The organism is Vibrio gazogenes (genome assembly GCF_023920225.1).
GTDB lineage: Bacteria > Pseudomonadota > Gammaproteobacteria > Enterobacterales > Vibrionaceae > Vibrio > Vibrio gazogenes.
Map to the genome: position 1 here is coordinate 1,037,445 of NZ_CP092588.1, position 22,241 is coordinate 1,059,685.

Below are 22,241 nucleotides of genomic sequence, written 5' to 3' on the forward strand. Positions count from 1 at the left end.
ACTACTGTATGCCGATATATTCAATTTAGATTTGAACAAAAATCAGACTGGCTCAAAGCACTCTTATCAAGAAGAAAACATCGGTTCTTTAGCGAAGATTACTGTCTGGAACAACAAGTTACGAACCAACGAACCGATTAAGCTTTACGATAGGTAAGCGCCTCACCATTAGGCCAATCGCCCTTCCAACCACATGGCCATCCGCCCTCTAAATAAATAGCTAAAATATTCTCGAAAAACTCATTATTCTTACCTTGTACTGCCCGACTGAACATACAGCCTTTCAGATCTGAAACAATATCATCTAGCAGTTCTTTATGTGATTGATCAAGTTGCTTTTGAATCACACGACTTAATTCATCCAAAATGCTTGATAACTTACTATCTACTTCGGAATATTTTTCTTCATTTTCATAAATGAGCTCCCAAATCTCGCTCATTTTTTCAGAACGTAAATCCGCCCAAGTAAATTCGTCTTCGCCATAGACCTCTTCCCACGCAAACTTCTTCGCCATCTCAAGATCCAAGATTGCTTCACTTCCTGAAGCAATCTGACCTGAGGGCTTGAGAAGCACACCTCTATCTACAAAGTCCAATATCTCAGTTACCAAATTAGAGTTTTCGCCTACTTCTATTTGTTTATCCATTTCAACCACACATCTGTTTTTGCACCGTCTACATTACGAACAGGCATTCCTGATTCAGTGACGTTTCTCAGTTTGACTTGTAAATCATAAACCTGTTTTTGTAACTGCTCTACTGGTAAGTTTCGATCCATATTATTCAGGCTCTGTCTCACAGCCTCAGTATAATTTGGATGGCTACCAGTATGCCTTGGAAGACCACTTACTATGCCTTCCGGTTTAGCTTTGGTTGCCGGTAAAAACAAACCATTAGAAGCATCATCTAAATCGATACCCACTTTCTTTAATATCGGATGACTTTTTAACTCCGAAGGAATTAGATGTTGAGCCTGATAACCCGCCCATGAATCAGAGCGATTCCGACCCATAGCCTCATTGAGGTTTTTCCCTAGCTTTGTCGAACTACCGCCAGTTACTTGTCCAGGTGTTCCAGAAAGCAACCGCTCAGTGTTTGGAACAACACTTCCACCCTGCGTCGTACCCTCAGCCAGCACCGTCCCCGCACCAGCTTCCGCCGAGGCTGAAGAGCCCGTACTCGCCAAACTACCATGATTATCACCAACTGTCTTCTCAATCACCCCCTGCGCACTTGACTGCCCGGCAAACTCACCCTCAACAACCGCTGACCCATTGCCTCCGGTATATTTCGGTAATGACGTATTATCAACAACCGGAAGCGCACCCTTGACTGTCTTCGTAACCTTGCCAATCGCTTCAAGGGCTTTGGTCGCGGCCGCTTCTCCGCCCAGACCTAACGCGATATTGGTCAGCATCTCACCAACATGCTTCGCTCCCACCTGCTGAGCTTCTTCATTTTTGCCCATCATCCGCAGGGCCAGCATCTCACCCGTATCCCGCTGGTTATCCGTCAGCATCTGCGTATATGCTTTTGCCATCGCTTTGCCAAATAATACCGGGTGTGAAGCCGCAAACTCTGCAACTTCCGGTAACTGTTTCACGGCATCAACCATGTCATCGAGGCTTTGGGTCGCGCCCGCTTTCATCGCGGATAACTGCTCTGCCGTCAGCTTGCCCTGATAGGTATCTGCCACCGCAACTTCAAGGTTCTTCTTGTAGAAGTTCAGATATTCTGGGTTGCGAGCCACCGGTCCGGCAGCTTCACTCTGCGGATAACCACTCGGATGATTGACCTCAACCCCACTGGTCAGGTTTTCACTGAGCAGACTGGTATCCTTGTACACATCCGACTCAGGGTCTTCGCTGAACCAGTTCGCCACCACATCATCATCTTTGAGCAGCTCTTTACCCTGCGCTTCAGCAAACCCATCCAACAGCTCGTTTGCCACCGCAACATCATCGGCAATACTGGCATCATCCAGTTTATAGACTTCAGACCATTTCTCATCCACCCGGCCTGCGGCAACTTGTGCTAAAAGTTTTTCAGCCTTGTCACTCGACATCCCGGTCTTCTGCGCCAGTTGGTCTGACAGCGACTCAACCGCTTTCATCTCCTGCGGATGTAACTGACGATACATGACCGGCGCATCACTGACCCGATTGGCAAACTGAGTCCCTTGTGCGGCTGCATGACTATTTTGCAGACTGTCGGCAAAATCCGCAGAGTAGTCCGAATAACTGCCACTGGTGTCCAGTTGTCCCAGACGCCGGGCATACTGTTCACCCATCGCTTCGTTTATCGAAGTCCGCTCCGTCTCAGACCCTGCCGTCCCCGTTTGTAAATCTTTCTGCCGTCCCAGCTCCTGACCAATTGTCGTATTAATCGACTCTTTCGTTACCTGACCGCTGACATCAACAACCGATTCCCCTTTCAGGTCGCCATCAGTAACCGTGGCTCCCTGAACATCTCTGGTGATATTGTCCTGCAACGACGCTGTCGTCGTTTCTGAACTGTTGTAGAAATGGACTTCATTCGGTTTTAAACCAAACTCCTGCTGAGCGATATTGAGCGCTTCCTGCTCTGCTACTGCAAAGGTATCACCATCGCTGCTGTTGAGCCGTTCAACCAAATCCTGATATTTAGGATTCCGCTCCAGCTCATTTTTAAATGAAGTCAGTTTCTTGTTGTTCCCGTAAACCTCAAGAAGATTACCCAGCCCAGTACCTTCTTTACTCAGGACTGTTCCGGCAGCATGAAGCGCATCTTCCCCTCGCTCGTTAACATCCGTAATATCCTCAGCAATCTCATTCTGACCCGTCTCACTCAGCAACCGATGGTCAACCGTGACATCAACGTTGCCCTGCTGACGATCCACTGAGTACAGGTCTTTGGTCGTGTTGGTGATATCCCGGTTCAGACGCTCGGTATCATCACTGTTGTGTGTGTCCTCGATACGCAGCACGCCCTGTCCGACCGTCGCCAGCGTTTTGCTCTTGTGATAACCGCTTTGATTGGTGTACTGATATCTCGATGAATTACGGGACGCGTCTATTTGAGTCGAACCGGTCTTATCCTTGCCGATACCGACACTCATGCTCACCCCGGCATTGAGGCTACTGGTATAACGGGTATTGCTCAGGTCGGTATAGCTCAGCGTACCTGTTTTCAGATGGAGCTTTCCTGCGTCGCTGCCGTCTTCATTCACCGTCGCAATCGTCGCGCCCTTGATATCGGTATTGCCACCCACGCTAATATTGGCATCACCACCGGCGGTGATGCTGGTTTGCACGGTCTCTCGGCTGTGTGAACGCCCGTTGGAGAGGTTCACGCCGCCATTCACGCCCTGTAAGCTCCCAGCATGATCAAAGCCGCTCACAGCACCACCTTTACCGACATCCCCGCCGGAGAGACTCAACCCACCGCTGACAGATCCACCGTGATTGGTGCTGCTATAGCGGTTCTGTACCGACGCCACATTCAGGTCACCGCCCACCGATATATCCAGTTGCTCATTGGCCGCAACGCTGGCACCGTTCACATCGGTATTACCGTCCGAGGTAATTTGGATATGATCGGCACTCAGCACACTGTTGGTGTGGGTCTGACTGTTAGATACAGTCTCATTGCGGCTATAGCTGGCATCAAGGTTAATCCCGCTGTTCGCCCCGAATAGCGTGACAGAAGCACCGACATGCGCCGACTCGCTGCCATTTGAGTTGCTGTTTTGCTCATCTGACGCCAGCAGATTCACCTGATTGCCACTGACAGCCAGTGTGTCTTCAGCCTGTACCACAGAGCCCTGTACCGTCGCTGATTGTCCGGCTTGGTGACCCGCCTCAATCGTGACATTCTGCCCCGACAATTGAGAGCCGACCGACGTCACCTGAAGGGACTGGCTGTTTTGTTTGTTGGCATCAATATCCAGATGCAGCCCGGCGTCAAAACCAAACGCACCGGAAGCCATGCTTTTTATCGCAGCATCACCCTGTTTGTACCAGAGTGTGATCTTTGAGGTCAGGTTCTCCGCAGCCAGCGCGACACCGGTGGCGTACCATGCTTCATCGCCTTTAAGGTCAGAGACTAAATCCTGAAGCTCTTCAATATCCTCAAAAGTAACGCCCGGTTTTTTCGCTGCATAGTCTGCTTGCAGCGTCGCCAGCGTGCCTTGCAGTGACGCCAGTTGTTTCTTGTACTGTTGATAATCCTGTTTCGCCTGTTTCAGGGCTTTAGTTGCTTCCTGAACGCCTTTGACCGCCTTCGCCACTTCAACAGACTGATGCTGAACCACGAGACTGGCTCCAGCTTTACCGTGAATTTCTTTACTCTGGGTCTGCTCGGTCTCTTTGGCTTCCTGTATCAGGATATTGTCTGCTGCCAGACTCAAATCACCGGCACCACTGCCATCTTGGTCTGCCGCGATCCGGCTGCCCGTCACCGTCAGGTCGTTGGCTGCACCGAGTGATACATCATTGTTGGCAAGAACATTCGAGCCCGTCTGCGTCGTGGCTGTTGTCTGGTTATCCACCTGATCATAGGTCGCTTTACCAATTTGCAGCCGGATTTGACCATCGGTAATTTGCAGTGCCGATTCGGGGTGACTCAGCATCTCAAAAATCGGTATATCCACACTGATTTTCTTATGCTGTGAGGTCTGGCGAATACTATTTTGTGCCGAACGAATATCCAGATCACCGGTATCGGCTTTGAGCACAGTGTTTTCACCAGCCACCACATCGGAGCCGACCAGTGCGACACTGCCGCCCTGAATGTTAACGTTGCCGTGTGAGGCGATCTGGCTGCCCTGAGCGGTACTGCTTTGCATCCCTTCGCGGTCTGAGGACATCTCCATCAGATGCCCGCCACTGAGGAAGCTGCTCTTTTCATCCCACTGCTGGGTTTGGCGCAGAATGTTATCTGCGGTCACCAGCACTTCATCCAGCGCCTGCATGTTGACATCACCACCGGCACTGACGGTACTGGCGATCACCCCGATATCGTTACCGGAGTTGATATTGATATGGCTGGCCGCGATGGTGTTGGCACCTTCGAGCAGCGTCGCATCGTCCAGATTACCGCGGTTACTGCCACTCAGGCCGCCGAAGCCTTTTTTGATGGTCTGGTTGTATTCGTATTCACGGTACTGCTGCGCAGCCAAAATCACATCGCCGTCGGCACTGAGGTTGATAGTATCCCCGGCATTGAGGTTCGAGCCGACCACCTGAATATCACTGTCGCCACCGGCCAGCTTGGCTTTGGTATATTTTTGTGCCTTGATAGTGATATCACCACCGGCGGCAATCGAGCTACCGCGGACGGTCTCATTGAGGCTTTCATGAATAGTGGTTTTCGAACGGCCGAACGATTTTTTGTGGGTTGATTTGCTGTATTCATAGCGGCTGTCATTGGCGGCCAGAATATTGACATCGCCTTTGGCATTCAGGGCAACATTACCGGATGCCTGAATACCGGAACTGACCAGCGTGGTGTCATTGCCGGATTGCAGCAATACATCATTGCCCGAGAGGTTGCTGCCTTGGTTGGTGGTGGTTCTCAGTTTATGCGTATGACCACCACCATCACTGTAACGATAGGCAGTATCGACTGCGGTATCCAACGTAATATCATGACCTGCGGTCAATATCAGATTACCCTGTGCCGAAAGATCTGCATTCGTGGCATGAAGGTTGTTGCCAGCCTGAATCGTTAAATCCCCGCCTGAGCTCACCGTTGAGCCTAAATGGACAATATCTTGAATAACCCGGCGAGTGCCCCCATCCAGAAATGATTTTTGTGTTTCACGCGCAATCGCACCAAAAGTGACATTCCCACCGGCGAGCAGAACGGTACCTTCACCCGCCCGAATAGCTGCCCCTTGGCTGACGATGTCTTGACCAGCAGAAACGCCTAACGTGGTTCGGGATTGAATCAAACTTTCCGGGCCAATGTCTGTGTTAACAAACCCATTGCCATAATCCGTTTTATTGGCGAGCGTCTCGTTGACCACGCTGCCGGAAGTCGTTTGGAGCTGAACACGACCGCCGTCAATCACCCCACTTTGGTTGACAATATCGCCGGTGGCGATCAACGCCAGATCATCATTGGCGCTGAGTGTACCGCGGGTATTACTGATGCCTCCGCGGCTGGCAATCTTCAAATCTTCACGGGCATTGACTGACCCACTGTTGGCGAAGTCCCCCGTGCCGATATCAATGTTACGTCCGGCCAGTAATGCACCGTTCGAAATATTGTTTTGCGAGGCTGAAGAGAGGTACAGTTTCGGTGCCATCACCATCTGACCATTCACTTCAATCGGCTCATACCAGATAATATCGTGGCTCAAACGGGCAATTTGCTCATCGGTCAACGCGACGCCATTTTTCAGGTTTAAGCTATTTTTTTGCTGTGCTGCCGAGTCAATCAACTGCTTCATCTGCGCCAGATCGCTGCCAATATCATCACTCAGATATCGTTTGCCGGTCTGCTCAAAAATTTCCTGCGTGATCGTTCTGGTGTCGTAATAGGCATCGCCGAGAAACTTCTCTTTCTGCTCCGGATCGTAATTTAACTGGTCTTTGAAATAGTCCGAGCCGAGGAAATTATTCAGATTGGTGACCGCAGGGTTGGTTGCGATCAGATAATCACTCTGTGGCCCGTCAGAAAAGACAAATAAACCATGCGGGCTGGTCGGCAGCCGATAGTCGGGAAATGGAATACTGTTCTGATTGGGTAAGTTCAACGTCGGTGCGGTGACAGCACTGCTATTACTGAGCGTCACTGTTGTCGCTGATTTACCGCCTTGAGGCACAGGACGGGTCATCGATGCCATATTCGGTGTGGATTGTGCTGCCAGACCGGAATCCGATTGAGCCTGTCCTGACTGAAGTGCCGTCCCCGAATCATCGGCCAGCGGCGTCAGTTGCATACTGTGTGTTGTTGCTGACTGTGATTGAACGGTGCCCGATGTATCTGACGGCCCCTGAGTCACCTGTATACTATGAGCGGTTCCTGTGCCTTGAGCGGTTTGGAGTGATGGCATGGTGCCTGATGTATCTGACGGCCCCTGAGTCACCTGGACACTCTGAGCAGTTCCCGCACCTTGTGCGGTTTGCAGTGATGGAGTGGTGCCTGATGTATCTGACGGCCCCTGAGTCACCTGTATGCCCTGAGCTGTTCCTGCACCTTGTGCGGTTTGCAGTGATGGTATGGTGCCTGATGTATCTGACGGCCCCTGAGTCACCGGTACGCTCTGAGCCGCTCCTGCGCCTTGTGCGGTTTGGAGTGATGGAGTGGTGCCGGATGCATCTGACGGCCCCTGAGTCACCTGTATGCCCTGAACTGTTCCTGAACCTTGTGCGGTTTGAAATGATGGTGTGGTGCCTGATGTATCTGATGACCCCTGAGTCACCGGTACGCTCTGAGCCGTTCCTGCGCCTTGTGCGGTTTGGAGTGATGGAGTGGTGCCGGATGCATCTGACGGCCCCTGAGTCACCTGTATGCCCTGAACTGTTCCTGAACCTTGTGCAGTTTGGAATGATGGTGTGGTGCCGGATGTATCTGATGACCCCGGAGTCACCTGGACACTCTGAGCCGTTCCTGCACCTTGTGCGGTTTGAAGTGACTGTGCGGAATCTGATATAGCTTGCGTTGACGCCACCCCCTGACCTGAGTTCGGGGTATGTTGCATGGTCTGTACGTCGGCTTGTGTCCCTGACGGCCCTTGCGTGGCACGGGTTGTATACGCTGATTTCGTCGGCTGCGTGCCTGCAGCATTAATCCCAATCACTGAATTATTGGTGCGGTTTTGGACTTTTAAATTCAGGGTGTTCGTGGCAGTAATCGTGGACAGCAAAATACTTGTGGTACCTGCTTCAACTTTACGGGTGTTAACCAGATTATAGTGAAAAGTGAAACCACTCTTACATCTATTACTCAGATGACAATATGTTGTCTTTGGAGTCTCATCATCAGGGAGAGCATAATCAAAATATACTTCTGTTGTATTGAATTTGTAACCTACATTACTTAAGGATTGGGAAAATATAGATATATTTCTTCCCAACAAAGAGCTGGATAAATTTTGAACATCATTCGCATTAATAATTAGACCATTAGTAGCTTTAATAATTGATGCTTGGCTTGAATCTTTTAAAACCAATCCTTCCTGATACGCTTTAAAAGATATAGTTTTTCCACTACCAAATGCTCTGATAACTAATTTAACACCGTCCGCAGGTGAAACAATCCATACACTAATTACAGGTGAGTATGGTTCAGATTCAAGAGTTGCTTTAAACCACAAATGGTCCCACAAGTAATTTATTCTTCTTGTAAAAGATGAGCTTCCTCCTCCAGGGATGCTCCCCCTCAAATCCTGAGTCTGGCTAGTAACATCCAACACCGTCCGCTTATTCAGCACACTATCTGCGTAAATACCGATATTCCCGCCCAGTGATTCAATGCTTCCTGAACTATTCGTCAGGTTACGGCTGCGGGTTTTATTGCTATCTCTGGCAATGAGCAGATCATTACCCACCACAATATCGCTGTAGTTGGTCAAGGTATCAGAGAACAGGTTTCCGTTTCGCCCGGCATAGAACAAACTGTGGTTATCGATATGACCCGTTGCATGAACCGTCATATCATTCAGGGCAACCAATGAACCGGTGTTAGTCAAAGTTCCGGTGGTCAGATGCAAATCATTGAGTCCTTGCAACTGCCCCTGATTGGTGGTTGTTCCGGCACGCAGCACAGTGTTCTGACCGGAAATAATCCCGGCGGTATAATTGGTGAGTGTTCCGTCAACGCCGATATTAGTTGTACCCTGTGAAGATAGTTCACCATCATTGGTCAGCGCGGCTGCCACAAGAGTCAGATCTTTTCCGGCAGAAATATGCTGACCGGCACCAACGGTGAAATCGCCCTGCGTCGCAATCGAAATATTGCCGTATTTGGCATCAATCTGGCCACTGTTGATCAGTGAGCTGCTTCGGGTTTGCGCGCTGTCTTTGGCGATCAGCACACTATTTCCGGCATAAACTTTATTCTGGTTATTCACCTGATCGGCCAGCAAGCTGGCATTATTGCCGGCCGAAATATTGCCCTGACTGGTCAGTGTGTGAATGATATTGAAAACTGCATTGCGTCCGGCAACCAGCGCCCCTGTGTTTGCCAACGTATCTGCGTTCAGTCCCAAATCCGTGAGTGCCTGAAGTTGGCCGTTATTAGTGACGAACTGTGTCGCCACAGTAGTGCTCTGACCGGAGATTAAACCGTGGTTGGTCAGGGCATAATTCAGTATCAGCGCCGTATTCCCTTGTGCAGACACTTCTCCGTTATTCGTCAGGCTGTTGGCTTGTAGGGTCAAGTCCTGTCCGGCGATCCAATGCTGCCCGGCACTGACCAGCACATTCGCATGTGTCGCAACGGTGAGATGCCCTGCTTTGGCATTGAGGCTGCCGTCGGTATTATCAAATGTCGTGTTACGAGTTTGGTTACTATCTTTGGCAATCAACAGGTTATTGCCAGCAAATACACGCCCCTTGTTAGTCAGATTATCAGTCAACAGACTGGCATTGTGGTTAGCTGATATCGCACCGCTGTTGCTGAGCCAGTTTGCCACATTCAGGGTCATGTCATTGAGCGCGGCCAGCGTGCCGCTGTTATCCAGTGCATCCGTCGTCAAACCGAGATCACTCAAGGACTGAAGCTGCCCGCTATTGGTCACAGACTGAGTCGTCACGGTGGTGCTCTGACCGGAGACCAAACCGTGGTTGGTCAGGTTATTGTCCAGCGCCAGTGCCGTATTACTTTGCGCAGACACTTCCCCGTCATTGGTCAGACTATTGGCTTGTAAGGTCACATCCTGTCCGGCCACCCAATGCTGTCCGGCACTGACACTCACATCATCATGTGTCGCAATAGTGAGATACCCAGCTTTCGCCGTCAGGCTGCCGTCGGTATTGTCGAAGGTGCTATTGCGGGTTTGGTCGCTATCTCTGGCAATCAGCAGATCATGACCGGCAAATACGCGGCCATGATTGCTCAGGTTATCGGTCAACAGACTGGCATTGTGGTTGGCTGATATCACGCCGCTGTTGCTGAGCTGATTTGCCACATTCAGGGTTATGTCATTGAGAGCAGCCAGTGTGCCGCTGTTTGTCAGTGCATTGACCGTTAAACCGAGGTCACTCAAAGACTGAAGCTGACCGGTATTCGTCACCGACTGCGATGTAATTGTCGCCTTCTGACCGGAGACCAAACCGTGGTTGGTCAAGACATGATTCAGTGTCAGCGAAGTATTGCCTTGCGCAGACACTTCCCCATCATTGGTCAGACTGTTGGCTTGTAAGGTTAAATTCTGCCCGGCAACCCAATGTTGCCCGATACTGACACTCACATCATCATACGTCGCAACGGTGAGATGCCCGGCTTTCGCCGTCAGGCTGCCGTTGGTATTGTCGAAGATGGTATTACGGGTTTGATTGCTATCTTTGGCAATCAGCAGATTATTGTCAGCAAATACACGCCCCTTGTTGGTCAGATTGTCAGTCAACAAACTGGCATTATGACTGGCTGATATCGCACCACTGTTGCTGAGCCGGTTTGCCACATTCAGGGTTATGTCACTGAGGGCAGCCAGTGTGCCGCTGTTGGTCAGTGCATCTGTCGTTAAACCGAGGTTACTTAAAGACTGAAGCTGGCCGGTATTGGTCACCGACTGGGCTTTCACCACCGTGGCCTGACCGGAAACTAAGCCGTGGTTAATCAAGGCATTATCCAGTGTCAGCGAGGTTTCATCTTGTGCGGAGACTTCTCCATCATTGGTCAGACTATTGGCTTGTAAGGTCACATCCTGTCCGGCCATCCAATGCTGTCCGGCACTGACCATGACATCACCATGTGTCGCAATGGTGAGATGCCCGGCTTTCGCCGTCAGGCTACCGTCGGTATTGTCGAAAGTGGTATTACGAGTTTGGTTACTATCTTTGGCAACCAACAGGTTATTGCCAGCAAACACACGCCCCTTGTTGGTCAGATTATCAGTCAACAAGCTGGCATTGTGATTGGTTGATATCGCACCGCTGTTGCTGAGCTGATTTGCCACATTCAGCGTCATATCACTAAGGGCGGCCAGTGTGCCGCTGTTATCCAGTGCATCCGCTGTTAAACCGAGAGAACTCAAAGACTGAAGTTGACCGGCATTCGTCACCGACTGGGCTTTCACCGTGGTGGCCTGACCGGAAATCAAACCCCCGATTTGATTGGTCAAATCCGTGTTGATCGTCAGTTGATTATTGCCCTGTGCCAGCAGCTCACCGCTGTTGGTCAAGGTATCGGCCGTTACAATCAGATCAGACTCTATTTGTTCAGCCGTTCGCTGTTCAGGTGTCATAATGGCCCCATCACCTGCCGACACCCGCCCTTGGTTATCAATCTGCGCTGCACTCAGCTTAATATTTTCCCCGGCAAGAACAGTCCCGCTCCCGAGGTTCAACAACCTATCTGTGACCGTCAGATCAACATCATTGAATGCGACGAGTGTGCCGCTGTTATCCAGTGCATACGCGGTTAAACCGAGGTCACTCAAAGACTGAAGCTGCCCGCTATTGGTCACAGACTGAGTCGTCACGGTGGTGCTCTGACCGGAAACTAAACCGTGGTTGGTCAAGGCATGATCCAGTGTCAGCGCCGTATTCCCTTGGGCTGATACTTCCCCGTCATTGGTCAGACTGTTGGCATGTACGGTTAAGTCCTGTCCGGCCACCCAATGCTGTCCGGCACTGACACTCACATCACCATGTGTCGCAACGGTGAGATGCCCGGCTTTCGCCATCAGGCTGCCGTCGGTATTGTCGAAGGTCGTATTGCGGGTTTGATTGGTATCTCTGGCAATCAGCAGATCATGAGCGGCAAATACGCGGCCATGATTGCTCAGGTTATCGGTCAACAGACTGGCATTGTGGTTGGCTGATATCACACCGCTGTTGCTGAGCTGATTTGCTACATTCAGGGTTATGTCATTGAGCGCGGCCAGTGTGCCGCTGTTATCCAGTGCATCTGCGGTTAAACCGAGATCACTCAAGGACTGAAGCTGACCGCTATTGGTCACAGACTGAGCCGTCACAGCGGTACTCTGACCGGAGACTAAACCGTGGTTAGTGAAGGCATTATTCAGTGTCAGCGAAGTATTGACTTGCGCAGACACTTCTCCGTCATTGGTCAGGCTGTTGGCTTGTAAGGTTAAATTCTGCCCGGCAACCCAATGTTGCCCGGTACTGACACTCACATCATCATGGGTCGCAATGGTAAGATGCCCTGCTTTCGCCGTCAGGCTGCCGTCGGTATTGTCGAAGGTGGTATTACGGGTTTGATTGGTATATTTGGCAATCAGCAGATCATTGCCGGCAAATACGCGACCATGATTGCTCAGGTTATCAGTCAACAGACTGGCATCGTGATCCGCTGATACGGTGCCACTGTTGCTGAGCTGATTTACCACATTCAGGGTTATATCGTTGAGCGCGGCCAGTGTACCGCTGTTATCCAGTGCATCTGCGGTTAAACCAAGGTCACTCAAGGACTGAAGCTGTCCGCTATTCGTCACGGACTGAGCCGTCACAGTGGTACTCTGACCGGAGACTAAACCGTGGTTAGTCAGTTCATTGTCCAGCGCCAGTAATGTGTTGTCTTGTGCGGAGACTTCCCCATCATTGGTCAGACTATTGGCTTGTAAGGTCACATCCTGCCCAGCCATCCAATGCTGTCCGGCACTGACCATGACATCACCATGGGTCGCAATCGTAAGATGCCCGGCTTTCGCCGTCAGGCTACCGTCGGTATTGTCGAAGGTGGTATTACGAGTTTGGTTACTATCTTTGGCAACCAACAGGTTATTGCCAGCAAACACACGCCCCTTGTTGGTCAGATTATCAGTCAACAAGCTGGCATTGTGATTGGTTGATATCGCACCGCTGTTGCTGAGCTGATTTGCCACATTCAGCGTCATATCACTAAGGGCGGCCAGTGTGCCGCTGTTATCCAGTGCATCCGCTGTTAAACCGAGAGCACTCAAAGACTGAAGTTGACCGGCATTCGTCACCGACTGGGCTTTCACCGTGGTGGCCTGACCGGAAATTAAACCCCCGGTCTGATTGGTCAAATCCGTGTTGATCGTCAGTTGATTATGACCCTGTGCCAACAGCTCACCACTGTTGGTCAAGGTATCGGCCGTTACATCTAGGTTAGCATCTGCCTGCCTATCGGCCCGCTGTTCAGGTGTCATAATGGCCCCATCACCAGCCGACAGCCGTCCTCGGTTATCAATCTGCGCTGCACTCAGCTTAATATTTTCCCCTGCAAGAACAGTCCCGCTCCCGAGATTCAGCAACCTATCTGTGACCGTCAGATCGATATTATTGAATGCGACGAGTGTCCCGCTGTTATTCAGTGCATCCGTCGTCAAACCGAGATCACTCAAGGACTGAAGCTGCCCGCTATTGGTCATAGACTGAGCCGTCACAGAGGTACTCTGACCGGAGACTAAACCGTGGTTGGTCAAGGCATTATCCAGTGTCAGCGAGGTTTCATCTTGTGCGGAGACTTCCCCATCATTAGTCAGACTGTTGGCATGTAAGGTCATATCCTGTCCGGCCATCCAATGCTGTCCGGCACTGACCATCACATCACCATGAGTCGCAACAGTGAGATGCCCGGCTTTCGCCGTCAGGCTGCCGTCGGTATTGTCAAAGGTGGTATTGCGGGTTTGATCGCTATCTTTGGCGATCAACAGATCATGACCGGCAAGCACAGTTCCATGATTGGTCAGATTATCAGTCAACAGGCTGGCATTGTGGTTGGCTGATACCACACCGCTGTTGCTGAGCTGATTTGCTACATTCAGGGTTATGTCATTGAGAGCAGCCAGTGTGCCGCTGTTATCCAGTGCATCTGCGGTTAAACCGAGATCACTCAAGGACTGAAGCTGACCGCTATTCGTCACGGACTGAGCCGTCACAGTGGTACTCTGACCAGAGACTAAACCGTGGTTAGTCAGGTCATTGTCCAGCGCCAGTGATGTGTTGTCTTGTGCAGAGACTTCTCCGTCATTATGCAATGCTGCCGCTGTCACTGTCAGATCGGTTCCGGCGGAAATATGTTGACCATGACTGACTTGGAGAGTGTCCTGTGTGGCAATGATAAGATGCCCGACTTTCGCCGTCAGGCTGCCGTCGGTATTGTCGAAGGTGGTATTACGGGTTTGATTGATATCTTTGGCAATCAGCAGATTATTGTCGGCAAATACACGCCCCTTGTTGGTCAGATTGTCAGTCAACAAACTAGCATCGTGATTGGCTGATATCGCACCGCTGTTGCTGAGCCGGTTTGCCACATTCAGGGTTATGTCATTGAGAGCAGCCAGTGTGCCGCTGTTATCCAGTGCATCCGCCGTTAAACCGAGATCGTTCAAGGACTGAAGTTGGCCGGTATTGATGACGGACTGAGATTTGACCGTGGTATTCTGACCGGAGACTAAACCGTGGTTAGTCAAGGCATTATCCAGTGTCAGCGAGGTCTCATCTTGTGCGGAGACTTCCCCATCATTGGTCAGACTATTGGCATATACGGTCACATCTTGTCCGGCCATCCAATGCTGTCCGGCACTGACCATGACATCACCATGTGTCGCAATCGTAAGATGTCCCGCTTTGGCATTCAGGCTACCGTCGGTATTGTCGAAGGTGCGATTACGGGTTTGATCGCTATCTTTGGCAATCAGCAGATTATCGCCGGCAAACACGCCGCCATGATTGCTTAGGTTATCAGTCAACAAACTAACATTATGATTGGCTGATATCGCACCGCTGTTGCTGAGCTGATTTGCCACATTCAGCGTCATATCACTAAGAGCAGCCAGTGTGCCGCTGTTTGTCAGTGCATCTGCCGTTAAACCGAGAGCACTCAAAGACTGAAGCTGACCGGCATTCGTCACCGATTGGGCTTTCACCGTGGTGGCCTGACCGGAAATTAAACCCCCGGTTTGATTGGTCAAATCCGTGTTGATCGTCAGTTGATTATGACCCTGTGCCAACAGCTCACCACTGTTGGTCAAGGTATCGGCCGTTACATCTAGGTTAGCATCTGCCTGCCTATCGGCCCGCTGCTCAGGTGTCATAATGGCCCCATCACCTGCCGACACCCGCCCTCGGTTATCAATCTGCGCTGCACTCAGCTTAATATTTTCCCCTGCAAGAACAGTCCCGCTCCCGAGGTTCAACAACCTATCTGTGACCGTCAGATCGGCATCATTGAATGCGACGAGTGTCCCGCCGTTATCCAGTGCATCCGTCGTCAAACCGAGATCACTCAAGGACTGAAGCTGCCCGCTATTGGTCATAGACTGAGCCGTCACAGAGGTACTCTGACCGGAGACTAAACCGTGGTTGGTCAAGGCATTATCCAGTGTCAGCGAGGTCTCATCTTGTGCGGAGACTTCCCCGTCATTGGTCAGACTGTTGGCATGTACGGTCACATCCTGTCCGGCCATCCAATGCTGTCCGGCACTGACCATCACATCACCATGTGTTGCAACGGTGAGATGCCCGGCTTTCGCCGTCAGGCTACCGTCGGTATTGTCGAAGGTGGTATTACGGGTTTGATTGGTATCTTTGGCAATCAGCAGATCATGACCGGCAAGCACAGTTCCATGATTGGTCAGATTGTCAGTCAACAGGCTGGTATTGTGGTTGGCTGATATCGCACCACTGTTGCTAAGCTGATTTACCACATTCAGAGTTATGTCATTGAGAGCAGCCAGTGTGCCGCTGTTATCCAGTGCATCTGCGGTTAAACCAAGATCACTCAAAGACTGAAGCTGACCGCTATTCGTCACGGACTGAGCCGTCACAATGGTACTCTGACCAGAGACTAAACCGTGGTTGGTCAGGTCATTGTCCAGCGCCAGTGATGTGTTGTCTTGTGCAGAGACTTCCCCGTCATTAGTCAGACTGTTGGCATGTACGGTCACATCCTGTCCGGCAACCCAATGTTGCCCGGTACTGACACTCACATCACCATGTGTCGCAATCGTAAGATGTCCCGCTTTGGCATTCAGGCTACCGTCAGTATTGTCGAAGGTGGTATTGCGGGTTTGATTGGTATCTTTGGCAATCAGCAGATTATCGCCGGCAAACACGCCGCCATGATTGCTCAGGTTATCAGTCAACAGACTGGCATTGTGACTGGCTGATATCGCACCGCTGTTGCTGAGCTGATTTGCTACATTCAGCGCCATATCACTAAGGGCGGCCAGTGTGCCGCTGTTATCCAGAGCATCCGCCGTTAAACCAAGAGCACTCAGAGACTGAAGTTGGCCGGTATTGGATACCGACTGAGATTTGACCGTTGTATTCTGACCGGAAACTAAACCGTGGTTAATCAAAGCATTATCCAGCGTCAGCGAGGTTTCATCTTGTGCGGAGACTTCCCCATCATTGGTCAGACTGTTGGCATGTACGGTCACATCCTGTCCGGCCATCCAATGCTGTCCGGCGCTGACCATGACATCACCATGTGTCGCAATGGTCAGATGCCCGGCTTTCGCCGTCAGGCTGCCGCCGGTATTGTCGAAGGTGCTATTGCGGGTTTGGTTACTATCTTTGGCAACCAACAGATTATCGCCGGCAAACACGCCGCCATGATTGCTCAGGTTATCAGTCAACAAACTGGCATTGTGATTGGCTGATATCGCACCGCTATTGCTAAGCTGATTTGCTACATTCAGCGTCATATCACTAAGGGCGGCCAGTGTACCGCTGTTATCCAGCGCATCCGCCGTTAAACCGAGAGCACTCAAAGACTGAAGCTGACCGGCATTCGTCACCGACTGGGCTTTCACCGTGGTGGCCTGACCGGAAATCAAACCCTCGGTCTGATTGGTCAAATCCGTGTTGATCGTCAGTTGATTATGACCCTGTGCCAACAGCTCACCGCTGTTGGTCAATGTATCGGCCGTTACAATCAGATCAGACTCTGTTTGTTCAGCCGTTCGCTGTTCAGGTGTCATTATGGCCCCATCACCTGCCGACACCCGCCCTTGGTTATCAATCTGCGCTGCACTCAGCTTAATATTTTCCCCTGCAAGAACAGTCCCGCTCCCACGATTTAGCAACCTATCTGTGACCGTCAGATCAACATCATTGAATGCGACGAGTGTCCCGCTGTTATCCAGTGCATCCGCTGTTAAACCGAGGTCACTCAAAGACTGAAGTTGACTAGTATTCGTCACAGACTGAGTCGTCACGGTGGTGCTCTGACCGGAGACCAAACCGTGGTTGGTCAAGGCATGATCCAGTATCAGCGAGGTTTCGTCTTGTGCGGAGACTTCCCCATCATTGGTCAGACTATTGGCATGTAAGATTAAGTCCTGTCCGGCCATCCAACGTTTTCCTGCACTGACCATCACATCACCATGCGTCGCAACGGTGAGATGCCCGGCTTTCGCCATCAGGCTACCATCGGTATTGTCGAAGGTGCGATTGCGGGTTTGATCGCTATCTTTGGCAATCAACAGGTTATTGCCAGCAAATACACGCCCATTGTTGGTCAGATTGTCAGTCAGCAGACTGGCATTGTGATTCGCTGATACGGTGCCGCTGTTACTGAGCCGGTTTACCACATTCAGCGTCATATCACTAAGGGCAGCCAGTGTGCCGCTGTTATCCAGTGCATCCGCTGTTAAACCGAGAGCACTCAAAGACTGAAGCTGCCCGAGGTTGATTACCGAAAGAGCTTTCACAGTGGTGAGCTGGCCGGAAATCAAACCCTCGGTCTGATTGGTCAAATTCGTGTTGAGCGTCAGTTGATTATTGCCCTGTGCAAACAGCTCACCGCTGTTGGTCAAGGTATCGGCCGTTACAATCAGATCAGACTCGGTTTGTTCAGCCGTTTGCTGTTCAGGTGTCATTATGGCTCCATCACCTGCCGACACCCGCCCTCGGTTATCAATCAGCGCTGCACTCAGCTTAACATTTTCCCCTGCAAGAACAGTCCCACTCCCGAGGTTCAGCAACCTATCTGTGACCGTCAGATCGACATCATTGAATGCGACGAGTGTCCCGCTGTTATTCAGTGCATCCGTCGTCAAACCGAAATCGGTCAGCGACTGCATCTGCCCGGTATTGGTGACTGACTGCGCTGCGAGCGTCGTCTTCTGACCGGAGACTAAACCATGGTTGGTCAAAGCATTATCCAGCGTCAGTGCCGTATTGTTTTGCGCAGACACCTTTCCGTCGTTAGTCAGACTGTTGGCATGTACGGTCAGATCCTGCCCGGCAACCCAATGCTGCCCGGCGCTGACCATCACATCACCATGTGTCGCAATGGTGAGATGACCACCTTTGGCATCGAGACGACCATCCGTATTATCGAAGGTGCGATTACGGGTTTGATCGCTATCTTTGGCGATCAGCAGGTCATTGCCGGCAAACACGCGGCCATGATTGCTCAGGTTATCGGTCAACAGACTGGCATCGTGATCCGCTGATACGGTGCCACTGTTGCTGAGCCGATCTGCCACATTCAGCGTCATATCACTGAGGGCAGCCAGTGTGCCGCTGTTATCTAGTGCATCCGCTGTTAAACCGAGGTCACTCAAAGACTGAAACTGACCGGCATTCGTCACCGACTGGGCTTTCACGATCGTAGCCTGACCGGAAATCAAACCACCGGTTTGATTGGTCAAATCTGCGTTGATCGTCAGTTGATTGTTGCCTTGTGCCAGCAATTGACCGCTGTTGGTCAACGTATCGGCTGTCACGGTCAAATCGGCATCGAATCCGGTTGCCGATTGCTTCGCTGTCATAATCGCCTGATCGCCTGCCGAAACTCGCCCTTGGTTATCAATACGCCCTGCATTCAATACAATATGGTTGCCGGCAAGAATCGCATTGCGATTAGTCAGGTCGTGCGTGATATGCAGCGTGACATGATCGAATGCAGCCAAGACACCACTGTTCTCGAACGATTCAGCCGTTAACCCCAAATCACTTAAAGACTGCAACTGTCCCTGATTGTCCACAGTGTGAGCATTGAGGGTCGTTGCCTGACCGGAAATCAAACCTGTGTCCCGGTTCAACACATGTTGATCCAGCGTGAGGTCGGTTCGATGGGTCGCAGCCAGCTCTCCGCCATTATCCAGTTGATTGCCGTCCAGCCGGAGATCATGCCCCGCAATGATATGACCGCTGTCTTGTTGGATGACGGTGTCTGCGGCGATGTCAATATCACCATTGCGAGCTTCAAACCGACCCGCATTGTTCAGGCTGTCACTACGGTTTTGCTGTTGATCGGCAGCGACCAACAGATGCTCACCGGCATAGACGGTGCCCTGATTATCCACCTGACTCGCCAGCAGGCTGGTATCACGAACAGCCGATATCATTCCTGTATTGGATAGCTGATCGTTGACGCTCAACGTGGTGTTCAGCGCGGTTAACGTCCCGCTGTTTTCCAGCGATGAGACGCTCAACCCTAAATTCCCCAGCGCCTGAAGTTGCCCGTAATTGTTCACAGATTGGGTGTCAATGCTGGTGGTCTGACCGGAAATCAGTGCATCCGTTTGGTTCGTCAGTCCGGCATGTGCGGTTGTGACACCGTCGAGTATCAGACGGGTATTGTCTTGAGCGGTAATTTCCCCGCGATTGTTTAGTGTTGCCGCAGTGACCGTGAGATTTTTACCGGCAAAGAGATGTTGACCGGCGCTGACTTGGAGATCCCCATGGGTTGCAATGGTGAGATTGCCTGACTCAGCATTGAGGCTACCGTCGGTATTGTCGAACGTGGTATTGCGGGTTTGATTGATATCTTTAGCAATCAGCAGGTTATCGCTGGCAACAACGTGGCCGCTATTGGTCAAGTTGTCCGTGAGTAAACGGACATCATGTGCTGCCGAAACTATGCCGCGATTGGTTAAATGATTGGTAACGTTCAGCGTTGCATCATGACGTGCCGCGAGTGTCCCGCTATTACTGAGTGCATCCGCGGTCATCCCTAAATCGGTCAGCGCCTGTAACTGCCCGGCATTATTCACCGAACCTGCCTGTACGGTGGTCACCTGTCCGGAAATCAGACCGTTGGCCTGATTATCCAGTTGACCGGCCACAGTCACGTTTGTGTCCTGCTGCGCCGACAGCTCACCGCTGTTGGTCACCGCTCCGCCATCAATAACGAGCTGCTGACCGGATGTCAACGTGCCACGGTTGGTGAGCTGAGTTTGTGCCGTCAAATGAGTATTGCCGACAGACGATACATGCCCCTCGTTATTGAGCGTGTGTCCCGTTAACGTAACATCCTGACCGGACTGCATCTTGCCACGCTGAGTCAACGTCCCGACCGTCGCCTGTAATGAGCCTTGCGTGACCAACTGACTTTGCTCACGGGTCTGCATGTCGTTAACAACGGTCAGGCCGGTATCACCGCCTGACTGGAGTGTGCCGTTCAGGGTCAATTGATCAGCATGAATCCCGACACTCGTATTCGCAGCACTGTCCCCTGACAAGGTGACTGACCCACCAGTGATATCCAGTGCCTGTCCTGCCTGTAACGTGCCACTTTCCTGTGTCAGCCGTTGGGCCTTCACGTGTAGATTTTGCGCTGCAACGTGACCTTTTAAGGTCGCATCCGTCGCATCGATGTTCATGTCACCGCCCGTCGTCAACTTGCCTTGCTGGTTAAGCGTGCCCGCCGTCACAGTCAGTTGCTCTGCTGCACTCACCTCACTGTGCTCACCAGTGGTCAGCGCCTGATCGGCCTGCACCGCCAGCGTTTGGGCGGTGAGATGCGTATCCAATGCCAGACGATCACTATCCATTGTGATAGCGGAGGCCGTCATATGACCATCACCGACCAGACTCGCGTCTGTTCCCTTCACGCTCAGTTGATGCGTGGCAGCAACCGTACCGCGGTTATCGAGTTTGCGAAGCTGATTCAGCGTCATATCCTGACCATACATCAGGCTGTCTTGGTCTACGGTGGCATGACGCACCGCCGTTGTCAGTTGCTGATTGGCGATCAGGTTGCTCGCGTTGATGTTCAAATCATTACTCTGCACATCAACCATGCCGCCCGTCAGCCGGTTACCGTCAGCATCAACACCGGCTTCAACCAAACTCTGATTGAGTGTCACCGCATCGGCGGCAGTCACCGAGATGCTTTGACCGGCGGCTAATGTGTCACTCTCGGCATGCACGGTCTGTCCTGCGACTGTAACCGTCTGCCCGGCATACTGACTCCCTTTCAATGTCACATCAGACTGACTGCTGACTGTCAGGTCGGTGTGGGCACTGGATTTGCCAAGCGTAATCTGTCCGTCTGCGCTAATCTGGATCTCGCCCTGACTTGCCGACAGGTTGCCGACATTCACCCCGACTCCGGCATCGGTTGCTACCAGTGCAATCCGCCCGGCATACATACCTCCCAGATTGGAAGAATCGATAGCTAACTCAGGCGCAGTGTCTTTATCTTCAGGTGTGGTGGCCGTGACTTGATTACTCTGATAACTGACCCGGTTCTTCCCGGTAACGACACTCAGGTCATTGGCATGGATTTCTGCATTGAGCTCTGCCGTGCGGCTGATAATGTCAAAATAGCTTTGATGGGTGGCATCAAGCCCGAGCCCTTCAATGCTGACACTACCCTGAGACACATCAAACCCGGTGACATTACCATTGTCGATCAACGGGTTACCGGTCGATAAGGTCACCCGAGGCGTATTGATAAAACCACAACCATTACAGGTGATCCCGTACGGGTTGGTTAAAATGACATTGGCACTCTGACCGAACACTTCGGTATAGCCCTGTAACTGACTGCGGCTCGCCCCCGTGACTTCGTTAAGGATTACCGTTGCGGCCTGACCATGCAGATTGGGGTTATTTTGCAGATAACCACCCAGCTGTGACTGCGCCACTTGTTGGGTTGAGTTGTTAAGAATCAAACCCGACGGATCCACATTAAACTGCTGGTACTGGTTGTGTGATAAACCGTTGGCATTGGGCGTGGCGATATTCACCACTTCAACCCCATTACCAGTATGATTCACCGAGGTATTGTGCTGACTATTGTCCACAATCACATTGGCCAACAACGGCTGAATATTGAATGTCCAGCAGATAAAGTAGACCAGCGAGCGCTGCCAGAAAGTGACGGGTTTTATCATGTTTTTTGACCTTAACCTAGCTTTA

Annotated in this window: 2 protein-coding genes; both read right to left on the reverse strand. The window is 51.4% G+C overall.

Translation table 11 applies throughout. The features are described from left to right. Positions 1 to 137: 137 nt before the first annotated feature. Complete coding sequence (locus tag MKS89_RS20305) at positions 138 to 647, reverse strand: hypothetical protein (RefSeq protein WP_021021564.1); 510 nt, start codon at positions 645 to 647, stop codon at positions 138 to 140. Beyond that, positions 632 to 22,216 carry a two-partner secretion domain-containing protein gene (locus tag MKS89_RS20310; RefSeq protein ID WP_252518344.1) on the reverse strand — a complete coding sequence of 7,195 codons (21,585 nt, stop codon included), beginning with the start codon at positions 22,214 to 22,216 and terminating at the stop codon, positions 632 to 634. The genes MKS89_RS20305 and MKS89_RS20310 overlap by 16 nt, the downstream gene beginning before the upstream one ends. Positions 22,217 to 22,241: the final 25 nt, after the last annotated feature.